The sequence below is a fragment of the Georgenia phoenicis genome (genome assembly GCF_047302425.1).
Classification (GTDB): Bacteria; Actinomycetota; Actinomycetes; order Actinomycetales; family Actinomycetaceae; genus Oceanitalea.
In genome coordinates this window covers 1,389,701-1,402,750 of record NZ_CP154855.1, presented here as the reverse complement: position 1 = coordinate 1,402,750, position 13,050 = coordinate 1,389,701, and the positions used below count along the sequence as shown (strand labels likewise).

Sequence of the window (13,050 nt, the reverse complement as noted above, 5' to 3'; positions counted from 1 at the left end):
GTGGTTCCTTCGGGACGGGGCTGACGGGGAGCAGCTCAGGCGGTGGCGGGCTCGGGGACCGAGAGTGCCGCGGCGTCGTCGTCCTCCCCGGCGACGGCGAGGAAGGCGCGCTCGAGGGAGGCGTGGCTGGCCTCGAGGTTGGTCAGGACCTCGCCGGCGGCGTTGGCGCGCTCGAGGAGCGCGGAGAGCGTGACCTGGAGGTCGCGCGACTCGATCTCGACGAGCCCGGTGCGGGTGCGGCCGGCGGTGAGGAGCGCCGGCAGGGCGTGCAGGGCACGCGGGTCAGCGAGGTCGCCCGCCGTCGTGCGGTAGCGGATCCGGGCCGGCTCCCCGGCGACGATCTCGGCGACCGTGCCCTCGCGGACCACCCGGCCGGCGTGCATGATCGCGAGCCGGTCGGCGAGCTCCTCGGCCTCCTCGAGGTAGTGGGTGGTGAGGACGACGGTCGTGCCCGCCTCGAGCAGCCGGCGCACGAGCTCCCACGCGTCGCGGCGCGACTGCGGGTCCAGGCCGGTTGTCGGCTCGTCGAGGAAGAGGACCTCGGGGCGGCCCATGATCGCCAGGGCGAGGTCGAGACGGCGGCGCTCGCCCCCGGAGAGCGACTTCACCTGGACCGAGGCGCGGTGCCGCAGGCCGACGAGCTCGAGCGCCTGCGCGACGGGCATCGGCGCGCCGAGGGTGCCGTGCCACATGCGGGCGGTCTCGGCGGTGGTGAGGTCGGCGGGGAAGCCGGCCTCCTGCAGCATGATCCCGGTGCGGGGGCGCACGAGGTGGCGCTCCCGGTAGGGGTCGCGGCCCAGGACGCGGACGGTGCCGGCGCTCGCGGGCGCGATGCCCTCGACGACCTCGAGGAGCGAGGTCTTGCCCGCGCCGTTGGTGCCGAGGAGCGCGAAGAGCTCCCCGCGCCGGACGCTGAGGTCGACGCCGCGGACGGCGGTGAACGTGGTCTTCCCGGAGCCGTAGCGCCGCTGGACGCCGGTGACGGTGATGACGGAGTCGGTGGTGGTCATGTCTCCACCCTCCACCCGCTTCCGCCCGGGCAGCAGTGCACGGCATCACGGGCTCGGGTGGAACGCACACGGCCGGCCCATGACACGTGTCATGGGCCGGCCGTGGACCTGCTCAGTCGAGCTGCTGGACGTCCGCCCCGAGCGCGCGGAGCTTGCCCATGAAGTCCTCGTAGCCGCGGTAGATGATGTCGATCCCGCTGACCCGCGAGGTGCCCTCGGCGGCGAGCGCCGCGATGAGGTGGGAGAAGCCGCCACGGAGGTCGGGGACCTCGATGTCGGCGGCCTGCAGCGGCGTCGGCCCGGAGACGACGGCGGAGTGGTAGAAGTTCCGGTGCCCGAAGCGGCACGGGGAGCCGCCGAGGCACTCGCGGTAGACCTGGATCTGGGCGCCCATGCCGCGCAGCGCGTCGGTGAAGCCGAAGCGGTTCTCGTAGACCGTCTCGTGGACGATCGACAGGCCCTTGGCCTGGGTGAGCGCGACGACGAGCGGCTGCTGCCAGTCGGTCATGAAGCCCGGGTGGACGTCGGTCTCGAGGACGATCGACTTGAGGTCCCCGCCCGGGTGCCAGAAGCGGATGCCGTCGTCGGTGACCTCGAAGTCACCGCCGACCTTCCGGAAGGTGTTGAGGAAGGCCATCATCCCGTGCTGGTCCGCGCCGCGGACCATGATGTCGCCGCCGGTGGCCAGCGCCGCGCAGGCCCACGAGCCGGCCTCGATGCGGTCGGTGAGCGCGGTGTAGGTCGCGCCGCCCAGACGCTCGACGCCCTCGATGCGGATGACGCGGTCGGTGTCGACCGAGATGATCGCGCCCATGCGCTGGAGGAAGGCGATGAGCGCCATGATCTCCGGCTCGGTGGCGGCGTTGCTCAGCTCGGTCTTGCCCTTGGCACGCACGGCGGTGAGCAGGAGCTGCTCGGTGGCGCCGACGCTCGGGTAGGGCAGGGCGATCTTCGCGCCGGTCAGGCCGCGGGGGGCGGTGATGTGGATGCCCTGGGGGCGCTTGTCCACGACCGCGCCGAACTCGCGCAGGATGCTCAGGTGGAAGTCGATGGGGCGGTCGCCGATGCGGCAGCCGCCGAGGTCGGGGATGAAGGCCTCCCCGAGGCGGTGGAGCAGCGGGCCGCAGAAGAGGATCGGGATGCGGCTGGAGCCGGCGTGGGCGTCGATGTCCGCGACGTGCGCGGTCTCGACGTCGCTGGAGTCGAGGCGGATGACGCCGGCCTCGACGTCGTAGTCCACCGTGACCCCGTGCAGGCGCAGCAGGCCGGAGACGACCTCGACGTCCTTGATCTGCGGGACGTTGCGCAGCTCGGAGGGGTCCTCCCCCAGCAGCGCGGCGACCATGGCTTTGGAGACGAAGTTCTTCGCACCGCGGACGCTGATCTCGCCCTTCAGCGGGGTCCCGCCGTTCACCTGCAGTACTGCGCTCATACACACCTCTTTGCCGACGTCGGACCCGCGCGGCCCGGACAGTTCAGCATAAGCCGCTGATGTGAGGGAGAGATGTGAGCGGGTGAAGGGTCCGTGAAGGTGCCCAACGTCACTCTCGGCGGGGCCCCGTCCGCCGCCCGCGACCCCGTCGCCTTGACAGCCCCAGTGACCGGTGCCACGATCGTGCCGAATCGATTCGGCACCATCGCGGGCCGGGTCGAGACCCCCATCGGACACAGGCGTCGGGAGCGCAGATGAACACTCGGACACGGATCGGGATCGCCCTGGCGGCGGCCCTGACACTGACGGCATGCGGCGGCAACGACGACGGCGCGTCGGGCGGCGACGGCGAGGGCGGCGGTGAGATCACCGTCTGGGCCCACCAGGGCCAGGAGTCGGAGGTCACCGCCCTCCAGTCCGCCGTCGACGGCTTCAACTCCTCCCAGGAGGACTACACCGCCACCCTCCAGCTCGTCCCCGAGGCCGACTACACGAGCACGGTGACGACGACCTCCCCCGGGGACCTGCCCGACGTCCTCGAGTACGACGGGCCGATGATGGCCTCGCTCGTCTACGCCGGGAAGCTCGCGCCCATCGGCGACCTCGTCGCGGCGGAGACGCTGGAGAACCAGACCGACTCGGCTCTCGCGCAGAACACCTACCCGGGCGACGGCGAGGTCTACGGCGTCTCCCAGTTCGACGCCTCGCTCGGCATCTACGCCAGCGCCTCGATGCTCGAGGCCGCGGGTGTCGAGTACCCCCAGGGCCTGGAGGACGCCTGGACGGTCGAGGAGTTCGAGGCCGCCCTCGAGGCGCTCGCCGCGCTGGACGAGGACGGGCAGGTCCTCGACATCAAGGAGAACTACGGCGCCGAGTGGCCGACGTACGGCTTCCTGCCGGTCGCCTGGTCCACCGGCGAGAACATCATCGTGGACAACACCGCCGACGGGCACCTCAACAGCCCCGAGGTCGTCGCCGCCGTCGAGCGCTTCGCCGGCTGGCGCGAGTTCATCGACCCGAACACCGACGACGCCGCCTTCGTCGACGGCCGCGTCGCGATGAGCTGGGTGGGCCACTGGATGTACAACCCCTACGCCGAGGCGCTCGGCGAGGACCTCGTCGTCCTCCCGCTGCCCGACTTCGGCGCCGGCCCCAAGAGCGGCCAGGGCTCCTGGGCCTGGGGCGTCAACCCGGAGAGTGACAACGCCGAGGGCGCCGCGGCCTTCCTCGACTTCCTCACGACCGACGAGCAGGTGACGGCGATGACCGAGGCCAACGCCGCTCCCCCGGCCACGACGACGGTGCTGGAGGCCAGCGAGCTCTACGGCGCCGACGGCCCGCTCGCGATCTTCGCCGAGTCCCTCCAGGCCACCTGCGGTGACGCCGCCCCGAGCGCCGACTGCGTCGCGGTGCCCCGCCCGATCACCCCGGCCTACCCGGTCATCAGCCAGCAGTTCTCCGAGGCCTTCTTCGGCGCCTACGAGGGCGGCGACGCCCAGGAGCTGCTCGACTCCGCGGCCCGCACCATCGACCTGGACTTCCAGGACAACGACGGCTACGGCCTGAGCTGACCACCTGCCGGGGGCGGGCCGCGCGAGCGCCCGCCCCCGGCGCCCTCGTGAGGAGCAACGATGACCACTGCGGTGACACGCCGGGCCCGCGCCCGGCGTCCGGAGACCCTGGCGGGCTGGGCGATGATCGCGCCCGCCGCGATCGGGCTCCTCCTGTTCGTCCTGCTGCCCTTCCTCCTGGCCGGCTGGCTGTCGACGCAGAACGTGCGCCTGGACACCCCGCAGCCGCCGTCGTGGTTCGGCCTCGAGCACTACCGGCGGATCCTCCTCGACCCGGACTTCCGCGGGGAGTTCTGGACGGGACTTCGTAACAACCTCATCTTCGCGGCCGTCGTCGTGCCGGTGCAGACCTCCCTCGCGCTGGCACTCGCCGTCCTGCTCAACCGCCCGCTGCGCGGCATGCCGGTGTTCCGCACCTTCTTCTTCATGCCGGTCGTCTTCCCCATGGCGCTGGTCGCCGTCGTGTGGAAGGTCATCTACACCCGCGGGGAGCTGGGCCTGCTCAACTCGGTCCTCGAGACCGTCTCCTTCGGGCTCATCGACCCGCAGGACTGGCTCGGCAACCCGAGCACCGCGCTCGCCGCGATCATCGTCATGTCCATCTGGCAGGGCGCCGGGCTGCAGATGGTCATCCTCCTCGCCGGCCTCCAGGGCATCCCGGGCGAGCTCTACGAGGCGGCGTCCCTCGACAAGGCCGGCCCGTGGCAGCGCTTCCGGCACGTCACCCTGCCGGGCCTGCGCAACACGCTGATCTTCGTCGCGATGGTGACGACGATCCTGTCCTTCCGCGTCTTCGACCAGGTCTACATCATGACCGGCGGCGGACCGCAGGACGCGACGACGACGGTCATGTTCCAGGCCGTGACGACCGCCTTCACCGCGAACAACGTCGGGCGGGCCTCGGCCATCACCGTCCTGTTCTTCCTCATCGTCCTGACCATCACCCTGATCCAGCGGCGCGTGCTGCGCGAGGAGCGTGAGATCGCATGACCACCACCCGCTCCCGTCCCGTGCGCACCGCGGGCAGCTACCTCCTCCTCACGGTCCTCGCGCTCGTCTTCGTCGCGCCGATCGCCTACCTCGTCATCGGCAGCTTCAAGCCGTCCTCGGAGGTCATCGACGGCGTCGGCGGCTTCGTCCCGCGCGACCTGTCCCTGGACAACTACACCGGGATGCTGGACCGCTTCTCCAGCCCGGCCACGGGGTACTTCTCCGACTTCTTCCTCACGTCGCTGCTCGTCACCGTCGGCGTCGTCGTCCTCGGCCTGCTCGTCAACTCGATGGCGGCCTACTCCCTGGCCCGGCTGCGCTGGGGCGGGCGTGACGCCGTCATGCTCGGCGTCGTCGCGCTGACGATCCTGCCCTTCGAGGCGATCGCGGTGCCGCTCTTCTACGCGCTCAACGACCACCGCAACACGTACTACATCCAGATCCTGCCGTTCGTCGCGAGCGCCTTCTCGATCTACCTCTTCTACTCCTTCTTCATCGGCCTGCCGAAGGAGATCGAGGAGGCCGCGCGGCTCGACGGCGCCGGCGTGTGGCGGACCTACCTGCGGATCGTCGTGCCGATGTCCAAGCCGGTCTTCGCGACCGTCGCGATCCTGTCCTTCCTCACGACCTGGGGCTCCTTCCTGTGGCCGGTCATGATGATCGACCAGCCGCAGAAGCGGCCGCTCCCGCTCGCGATCGCCGTCTTCCAGGGCCAGCCGCCCTACGACTGGGGGCAGATCTTCGCCTTCGGCGTCCTCATGGTGCTGCCCGTCCTCGTCGTCTTCCTCCTCTTCCAGCGCTGGTTCGTCCAGAGCCTGGCCTCCTCGGGCCTCAAGGGCTGACGCCCGCCCGACCGCTCCACCACCGAGAGAAAGCAGCCGCATGCCGCTCGCCCTGCCCGACCGCTGGGTCTGGGACTTCTGGTTCGCCCACGACGGGGACGACGTCCACGTCTTCTACCTCCAGGCCCCCAAGGCGCTCGGCGACCCCGACCTGCGCCACCACAGCGCGACAGTCGGGCACGCCGTGAGCCGCGACCTGCGCAGCTGGGAGGTGCTCCCCGACGCGCTCGGCCCCGGGGAGGGCGAGGACTTCGACTCGCTGGCCACGTGGACGGGCAGCGTCATGCGCCACGACGGCGTGTGGCACATGTTCTACACGGGCGTCTCGACGGCGGAGGGCGGGGCGGTCCAGCGTGTCGGCCTGGCCACCTCCCCCGACCTCCTCACCTGGACCAAGCAGGGCATGGTCCTCGAGGCCGACCCGCGCTGGTACGAGCGCCTGCACGACGGCGTGCGCGAGGAGGCGTGGCGCGACCCGTGGGTCTGGCACGAGCCGACGACGGGCCGTTTCCACATGTACCTCACCGCTCGCGCCGACCACGGGCCGCTCGACGGGCGCGGCGTCGTCGGGCACGCCGTCTCCCACGACCTGCGCACCTGGGAGGCGCTGCCGCCGGTCTCCGAGCCCGGCGACTTCTACCACCTCGAGGTCCCCCAGCTCCTCCACCTCGGCGGTGCCTGGCGCGTGGCCTTCTGTCTCACCGCCGGCGAGCACAGCGCGGTCCGCCGCGCCCGCGCGGGCTTCGTCGCCGAGGGCGGCACGCACGTCCTCACCGGTGACGGGCCGCTCGGCCCCTTCCGGCTGGAGACGGAGCGCTTCCTCCTCGGGGACGCGACCGCCAGCCTCTACGCGGGCCGCTTCGTCGAGCACCGCGGCAGCTGGTACCTCCTCGCGTGGGAGCACGTGGACGACGACGGCGACTTCGGCGGGCGCATCAGCGACCCGATGCCCGTGTCCGTGGACGAGGACGGCACCATCCGGGTGACGCGACCGTCCTAGAGTGTGCGCGAGGCAAGGAGGTCGGTCAGTGACGAGAAGGCCACGCATCCGCGACGTCGCCGAGCTCGCCGGGGTGGCGCCGTCGACGGTCTCCGTCGTCCTCAACGACACGGCCGGCGCCCGGGTGGCGGGCAGCACCCGCGACCGGGTGCGGGCCGCGGCCGCCGAACTGGGCTACGCGCCCAACTCTCTCGCCCGCGGCCTGCGCACGCAGCGCTCGGGCACGCTCGCCTTCATCAGCGACGTCATCGCGACGACACCGTACGCAGGCCAGCTCATCCAGGGCGCGCAGGACGCGGCCTGGGAGGCGGGCTACCTCCTCATGCTCGTCAACACCGGCGGTGACGCGGCGCTGGAGGAGCACGCGGTGCGGGCGCTGCGCCAGCAGCAGGTCGACGGCGCGCTCTACGCGACGATGTACCACCGCTCGGTCACCCTCCCCCCGGTGCTCGACGGGCTGCCCACGGTGCTGCTCGACTCGCGGCCGGCCGACGGGCCGACGACCTTCGTCGTGCCCGACGAGCAGCAGGGCGCGGAGTCCGCCGTCGAGGAGCTCGTCGCGCAGGGGCACCGGCGGATCGGCTTCGTCCGCGACCGCAACGACGGTCCCGCCGTCGACCGCCGCTTGCGCGGGTACCAGGAGCGGCTGGCCGCGCACGGGCTGGAGGTCGATCCCGGCCTGGTGGTGCGGGAGCGCTCGGACTCGGCCGGCGGGGACCGGGCGGCGGGCGTGCTGCTGGACTCCGAGCGGCCGCCGTCGGCGATCTTCGCCTTCAACGACCAGATGGCGATCGGCGTCTACCGGGCCGCCGCGGCGCGCGGGGTGCGCATCCCGCAGGACCTGTCGGTCATCGGCTTCGACGACCTCTACGTCGTCTCCAGCGAGCTCACCCCCGGCCTGACGACCATGGCGCTGCCGCACCGGGAGATGGGCCGCCTCGCCGCGCAGGCGCTCATCGCCGAGCTCGACGGCGCCGCACCCGCCGGGGAGCTGCTCGTCCCCTGCCCGGTCGTCCGCCGCGGCTCCGTCGGTCCCGCCGCGCAGCGCTGACCGGTCCTCGGCGAGGCCGGGCAGAGCGAGGGCACCCCGAGCCACCGGCGCCCCTGGCGCTGACGCGCGGAAGCACCGCGTGAAAGAGCTCTGGCAGCGTGCCGGGCTTGGGTAGGGTCGCCGCGATGATCGACAACGAGGTCCAGCCGCCCGCCGACTCCCCCGTCCCCCGCTCGCGCCGCGACCGCCCACCCGTCGCAGCCGTGTGGCGCTACGCGGCCGGTGTCGGCGCCGCCGTCATCGGGCTGCTGCCGTGGCTGGTGACGGGCATGCGGCTGCCGGTGCAGAACCTCTGGGCGCTACCCACGCCCCCGGAGGACATGCCGCTGGCCCTGCTGCCGTTCAGCCAGTACGCCGTGCTCGAGATCGCCGCGCTCCTCGTCGTGGGCGGCGCGCTGGCCGGCGCCCTGGCGAGGTGGCGGCTGCCCTCGGGGCTGGGCGGCGTGGCGGTGGGGCTCCTCGCGGTCCAGGTGCTCGCCGTCGTGCAGACGGCGGTGACGGTCCACGGCGGCCTGGAGACGCGCACCGAGTCCGCGGTGTACCTCGGCGGGCTCCTCGCCCTGTCGGCGCTCGCGCTGGCAGTCAGCGCAGGGACCATGGTGCTGATCGCGCGCGCACCGCGCGCCGGCGTGCTCGTCGGCGTCGCCGTCGTCGCCCTGCTCCTGGGGCCCTGGCTGGACGCCTTCCTCACGAGCACCGCCGGCCGGCCGCCGCGGTGGGCGTTGCGCGTGTCGGCAGAGTCCCGATTCGTGGTGGCGCCCGTCCTCGTCGGAGCCGCGATCGCATGGACCGGGCTGCGCACCGTGGGACGCGCAGTCGCAGCACTCGGGGTGCTGCTCGCCCTGTGGCTGGTCCCGGCGCTGTTCATCGGGGTGACCAGCGCGGTGGGCACCCGCATCCTCGCGCGGGACCCGGCAGGGATGCTGGAGTACGGCCTCGGGGTGTTCCGGATGGCCGCGACGTCACCAGACCTCGTCGTGCAGCCGCTCCTCGTCGCCGTCGCCGTGGCCGCGGCCGGTTTCCTGGTCGGCGTCCTGCGTCGCCGCACCGGCTCCACGTAGAGGCCGAGAGCCGGATCTCGCCTGGCGAGATCCGGCTCTCGCGAGAGGGGGTCCGGTCAGCGGAGGGGGGCCTGCTCGTGGGCGGGGACGCCGTCGTCGACGGGGCGGGCGGCCTCGATCTCCACCGGCGGCAGGTGCTTGGCCGGCAGGGTCTTGGGCCGCCACGCGGCGCGGGACTGCTCGTAGGCGGTGATGTCCTCCTCGTGCTGGAGGGTGAGGCCGATGTCGTCCAGGCCCTCCATGAGGCGCCAGCGGGTGTAGTCGTCGATCTCGAACTGCGCGACGACGGAGCCGCAGCTGACGGTCCGCGAGACGAGGTCGACGGTCACCTCCGTGCCGGGCTCGGTCTCGAGGATCTTCCAGATCTGCTCGATGTCCTCCTGGGCGAGGATGCCGGCAACGAGGCCCTGCTTGCCGGAGTTGCCGCGGAAGATGTCGGCGAAGCGCGAGGCGAGGACGGCCTTGAAGCCGTAGTCCTTGAGCGCCCACACGGCGTGCTCGCGGGAGGAGCCGGTACCGAAGTCGGGGCCGGCGACGAGCACCGAGCCGCTTCGGTAGGCGTCCTGGTTGAGGACGAAGTCCGGGTCACCGCGCCAGGCGGCGAACAGGGCGTCCTCGAAGCCGGTGCGGGTCACGCGCTTGAGGTAGACCGCCGGGATGATCTGGTCGGTGTCGACGTTGCTGCGGCGCAGCGGGACGCCGACGCCGGTGTGCTGGGTGAACTTCTCCATGGTGACTTCTCCGGCGTTTCTCAGGCGTTGACGAGCTCGCGGGCGGGCTCGAGGTCGGCGGGCGAGGACAGGGTCCCCCGGACGGCGGTCGCGGCGGCGACGAGCGGGGACACGAGGTGCGTGCGCCCGCCCTTGCCCTGGCGGCCCTCGAAGTTGCGGTTCGAGGTGGACGCGGCGCGCTCCCCCGGCTTGAGCTGGTCGGGGTTCATGCCCAGGCACATCGAGCAGCCGGCGTTGCGCCACTCGGCACCGAAGTCGAGGAAGACCTGGTCCAGACCCTCGGCCTCCGCCTGGAGGCGGACGCGGGCCGAGCCGGGGACGACGAGGACGCGGACGTCGTCGTGCTTGCGGCGGCCCTTGATGACGTCGACGACGGCGCGCAGGTCCTCGATCCGCCCGTTCGTGCACGAGCCGATGAAGACGGTGTCGACCGGGATCTCGCGCAGCGGGGTGCCGGGCTCCAGGCCCATGTACTCCAGGGCGCGCTCGGCGGCGACGCGCTCGGACTCGTCGGCGATCTCGGCCGGGTTGGGCACGGTCGCGGACAGCGGCAGGCCCTGGCCGGGGTTGGTGCCCCAGGTGACGAAGGGCTCGAGATCGGAGGCGTCGAGGTGGACCTCGGCGTCGAAGACGGCGTCGTCGTCGCTGCGCAGGGTCTTCCAGTACTCGACGGCGGCGTCCCAGTCGGCGCCCTCGGGGGCGTGCGGGCGGCCCTTGAGGTACTCGAAGGTCGTCTCGTCCGGCGCGATCATGCCGGCGCGGGCGCCGGCCTCGATCGACATGTTGCAGATGGTCATCCGCGCCTCCATCGACAGGGAGCGGATGGCCTCGCCGCGGTACTCCAGGACGTAGCCCTGGCCGCCGCCGGTGCCGATCTTGGCGATGATCGCGAGGATGATGTCCTTGGCCGTGCTGCCCTCGGGCAGCTGGCCGTCGACGTTGATCGCCATGGTCTTGAAGGGCTGGAGGGGCAGGGTCTGGGTGGCGAGCACGTGCTCGACCTCGCTCGTGCCGATGCCGAAGGCGAGGGCCCCGAAAGCGCCGTGGGTGCTCGTGTGTGAGTCACCGCACACGACGGTGAGCCCCGGCATGGTGAGGCCCAGCTGGGGGCCGACGACGTGGACGATGCCCTGGTCCGCGTCCCCCAGGGAGTGGATGCGCACGCCGAACTCCTCGGCGTTGCGGCGCAGCGTCTCGATCTGCGTGCGGCTCGTCCTGTCCGCGATCGGCAGGTCGATGTTGAGCGTGGGGGTGTTGTGGTCCTCGGTGGCGATCGTGAGGTCCGGGCGGCGCACCTGGCGTCCCGCGAGCCGCAGCCCCTCGAAGGCCTGCGGGCTCGTCACCTCGTGCACGAGGTGCAGGTCGATGTAGAGAAGGTCGGGCGCACCGTCGCTCCCCTCGCGCACGATGTGCGCGTTCCAGACCTTCTCCGCCAGGGTGCCGCTCATGTTCTCCACCTCTCGGGCCCGGCGGTAGCCGCTGCCCTTCTTCGTCCGTTCCCGGACCCTGTTCGGCCCGGGGGCTTGCATCTCAGCCAGTGAGATGCCAATATCGCCACATGGACAACTCTAGCGGAGTCGGCGTCCTTGACAAGGCCGCCACGGTTCTCGGTGCCCTCGAGGCAGGGCCCGCGACCCTCGCGCAGCTCGTCGCTGCGACCCACCTCGCCCGCCCCACCGCCCACCGCCTCGCGGTGGCGCTCGAGCACCACCGCTTCGTCGCGCGCGACATGCAGGGCCGGTTCATCCTCGGCCCGCGGCTGAGCGAGCTGGCCTCCGCCGCCGGTGAGGACCGCCTCCTGGCCGCGGCCGGACCGGTGCTCACCGCCGTGCGCGACCACACCGGGGAGTCGGTGCAGCTCTACCGCCGCCAGGGCGACCAGCGCATCTGCGTGGCCGCCGCCGAGCGGCAGATGGGCCTGCGCGACTCGATCCCGGTCGGCGCCACGCTGACCATGTCCGCGGGTTCCGCCGCCCAGATCCTCCTCGCCTGGGAGGAGCCGGACCGCCTCCACCGCGGCCTGCAGGGCGCGACCTTCACCGCGACGATCCTGTCCGGTGTGCGCCGCCGCGGGTGGGCGCAGTCGGTCGGGGAGCGCGAGCCGGGCGTCGCGTCGGTCTCCGCGCCCGTGCGCGGGCCGTCCGGTCGCGTGCTCGCCGCCGTCTCGGTCTCCGGGCCGATGGAGCGCATGGGCCGCCAGCCGGGCCGCCTCCACGCCGGCGCCGTCGTCTCCGCGGCCAACCGCCTCACCGAGGTGCTGCGCCGCACCGAGGACACCCAGGAGGGCTGAGGCGGCCGCCGGCGGCGGACTGCGCCGCCGGCCGGCCCCGGCGGGAAACAGCGCGACACCCAGCGGTCGATGTCCGAAGAATGGGGAACGTGCTTCGACCAGGGAGACCGACCGCATGACCGTCAACGCTCCCGCGTCACCGGTCCGCACGGGCTCACGGCTGGCCATCGCTGCTGCCGCTGTCACCGTGCTCATGTGGGGCTCGTCCTTCGTCGTCATCAGGGCGGCAGGCCCCGAGCTCGCACCGGGCCCGATGGCGCTGCTGCGGATGGCCGTGGCCACCGCCGTGCTCACTCCCGTCGCCCTGCGCGCCGGCGTGCTGCGCAGCGTGCCCCGCGGGCGCCTGCTCGTCCTCGTGCTCGTCTACGGCGTCCTGTGGTTCGCCGGCTACCAGCTCGCGCTCAACGCCGCCGAGCAGCACATCGACGCCGGGACCGCCGCCCTGTTCGTCAACGTCGCCCCGCTGCTCATCGCCGTCGGAGCGGGGACCCTGCTGGGCGAGGGCCTGCCTCGCCGCCTGCTCGTCAGCACGGCCGTCGGCCTGGTCGGCGTGACGATCATGTCCCTCGGGGTCTCCGGCGGTGGCCTCACCGGCGCCGGCACGGCACGCGGCGTCGTCCTCGCGCTGCTCGCGGCCGTCCTCTACGCGGCCTCGGTGCTCCTCCAGAAGGTCATCCTGCGCCGGCTGGACGGCGTGGCCGCGACCTGGCTCGGCTTCGTCGTCGGGACCGTCGTCCTCCTCCCCTTCGCCCCCACACTCGCCGGCCAGCTGCGGACGGCCTCGACCGAGGCGGTCCTCGGAGTGGTCTACCTGGGCGTGTTCTCCACCGCGCTGGCCTTCTCGACGTGGGCGTACGCGCTGGCCCGCATCCCGGCGGGACGGCTCGGATCGGTGTCCTACCTGGTCACCGTCGTGTCGGTGGCGCTGTCGTGGGTGCTGCTCGGCGAGGTGCCGACCGTGGTGACGCTCGTCGGCGGTGCCATTGCCGTCGCCGGGGTCGCCCTGGGGCGCAGGAGCGCGAGGCCGCGACCGGCCCAGGCGTGACGGCAGGACGGGACACCGACGAGGCGC

The 13,050-nt window shown here is 72.5% G+C and carries 12 protein-coding genes; 8 read left to right on the top strand and 4 right to left on the bottom strand.

Going from position 1 to position 13,050, the window contains the following annotated elements; translation table 11 throughout:
• Positions 1–35: 35 nt before the first annotated feature.
• On the bottom strand, positions 36–1,010 hold the full coding sequence (locus AA0005_RS06670) for an ABC transporter ATP-binding protein (RefSeq protein WP_413452630.1): 975 nt from the start codon (positions 1,008–1,010) through the stop codon (positions 36–38).
• A 112-nt stretch (positions 1,011–1,122) separates the two neighbouring features.
• On the bottom strand, positions 1,123–2,442 hold the full coding sequence (gene murA, locus AA0005_RS06665) for a UDP-N-acetylglucosamine 1-carboxyvinyltransferase (RefSeq protein WP_413452629.1): 1,320 nt from the start codon (positions 2,440–2,442) through the stop codon (positions 1,123–1,125).
• A 254-nt stretch (positions 2,443–2,696) separates the two neighbouring features.
• Here murA and AA0005_RS06660 point away from each other — a divergent pair, with 254 nt between their 5' ends.
• From AA0005_RS06660 to AA0005_RS06635, 6 genes are all read left to right on the top strand, one after another.
• Entirely contained in the window at positions 2,697–4,013 is a 1,317-nt protein-coding gene (locus AA0005_RS06660; RefSeq protein WP_413452628.1) for an extracellular solute-binding protein, read from the top strand.
• 60 nt (positions 4,014–4,073) lie between these two features.
• Positions 4,074–5,003, top strand: coding sequence for a carbohydrate ABC transporter permease (locus AA0005_RS06655; RefSeq protein WP_413452627.1), 930 nt, complete (start codon positions 4,074–4,076; stop codon positions 5,001–5,003).
• A complete protein-coding gene (locus AA0005_RS06650) occupies positions 5,000–5,845 on the top strand; it encodes a carbohydrate ABC transporter permease (RefSeq protein ID WP_413452626.1) in 846 nt (281 codons plus the stop codon). The genes AA0005_RS06655 and AA0005_RS06650 overlap by 4 nt, the downstream gene beginning before the upstream one ends.
• A 40-nt stretch (positions 5,846–5,885) precedes the next feature.
• A complete protein-coding gene (locus tag AA0005_RS06645; protein ID WP_413452625.1) occupies positions 5,886–6,845 on the top strand; it encodes a glycosyl hydrolase family 32 in 960 nt (319 codons plus the stop codon).
• 28 nt (positions 6,846–6,873) lie between these two features.
• On the top strand, positions 6,874–7,896 hold the full coding sequence (locus tag AA0005_RS06640; RefSeq protein WP_413452624.1) for a LacI family DNA-binding transcriptional regulator: 1,023 nt from the start codon (positions 6,874–6,876) through the stop codon (positions 7,894–7,896).
• A 125-nt stretch (positions 7,897–8,021) separates the two neighbouring features.
• Positions 8,022–8,957 (top strand): hypothetical protein, encoded by a 936-nt coding sequence (locus tag AA0005_RS06635; protein ID WP_413452623.1) that lies wholly within the window; start codon positions 8,022–8,024, stop codon positions 8,955–8,957.
• Between the two features lie 56 nt (positions 8,958–9,013).
• On the opposite strand, the gene leuD is transcribed toward AA0005_RS06635, so the two are convergent.
• Positions 9,014–9,688 carry a 3-isopropylmalate dehydratase small subunit gene (gene leuD / locus AA0005_RS06630; protein WP_413452622.1) on the bottom strand — a complete coding sequence of 225 codons (675 nt, stop codon included), beginning with the start codon at positions 9,686–9,688 and terminating at the stop codon, positions 9,014–9,016.
• A gap of 20 nt (positions 9,689–9,708) precedes the next feature.
• On the bottom strand, positions 9,709–11,136 hold the full coding sequence (gene leuC, locus AA0005_RS06625; protein WP_413452621.1) for a 3-isopropylmalate dehydratase large subunit: 1,428 nt from the start codon (positions 11,134–11,136) through the stop codon (positions 9,709–9,711).
• 110 nt (positions 11,137–11,246) lie between these two features.
• Between leuC and AA0005_RS06620 the strand changes: the two genes are divergently transcribed.
• Both AA0005_RS06620 and AA0005_RS06615 read left to right on the top strand, forming a co-directional pair.
• Positions 11,247–11,978, top strand: a complete 732-nt coding sequence (locus tag AA0005_RS06620; RefSeq protein ID WP_110853829.1) for an IclR family transcriptional regulator — start codon at positions 11,247–11,249, stop codon at positions 11,976–11,978.
• Positions 11,979–12,093: 115 nt separating this feature from the next.
• Positions 12,094–13,023 (top strand): DMT family transporter, encoded by a 930-nt coding sequence (locus AA0005_RS06615; RefSeq protein WP_413452620.1) that lies wholly within the window; start codon positions 12,094–12,096, stop codon positions 13,021–13,023.
• The last annotated feature ends 27 nt before the right edge of the window (positions 13,024–13,050 follow it).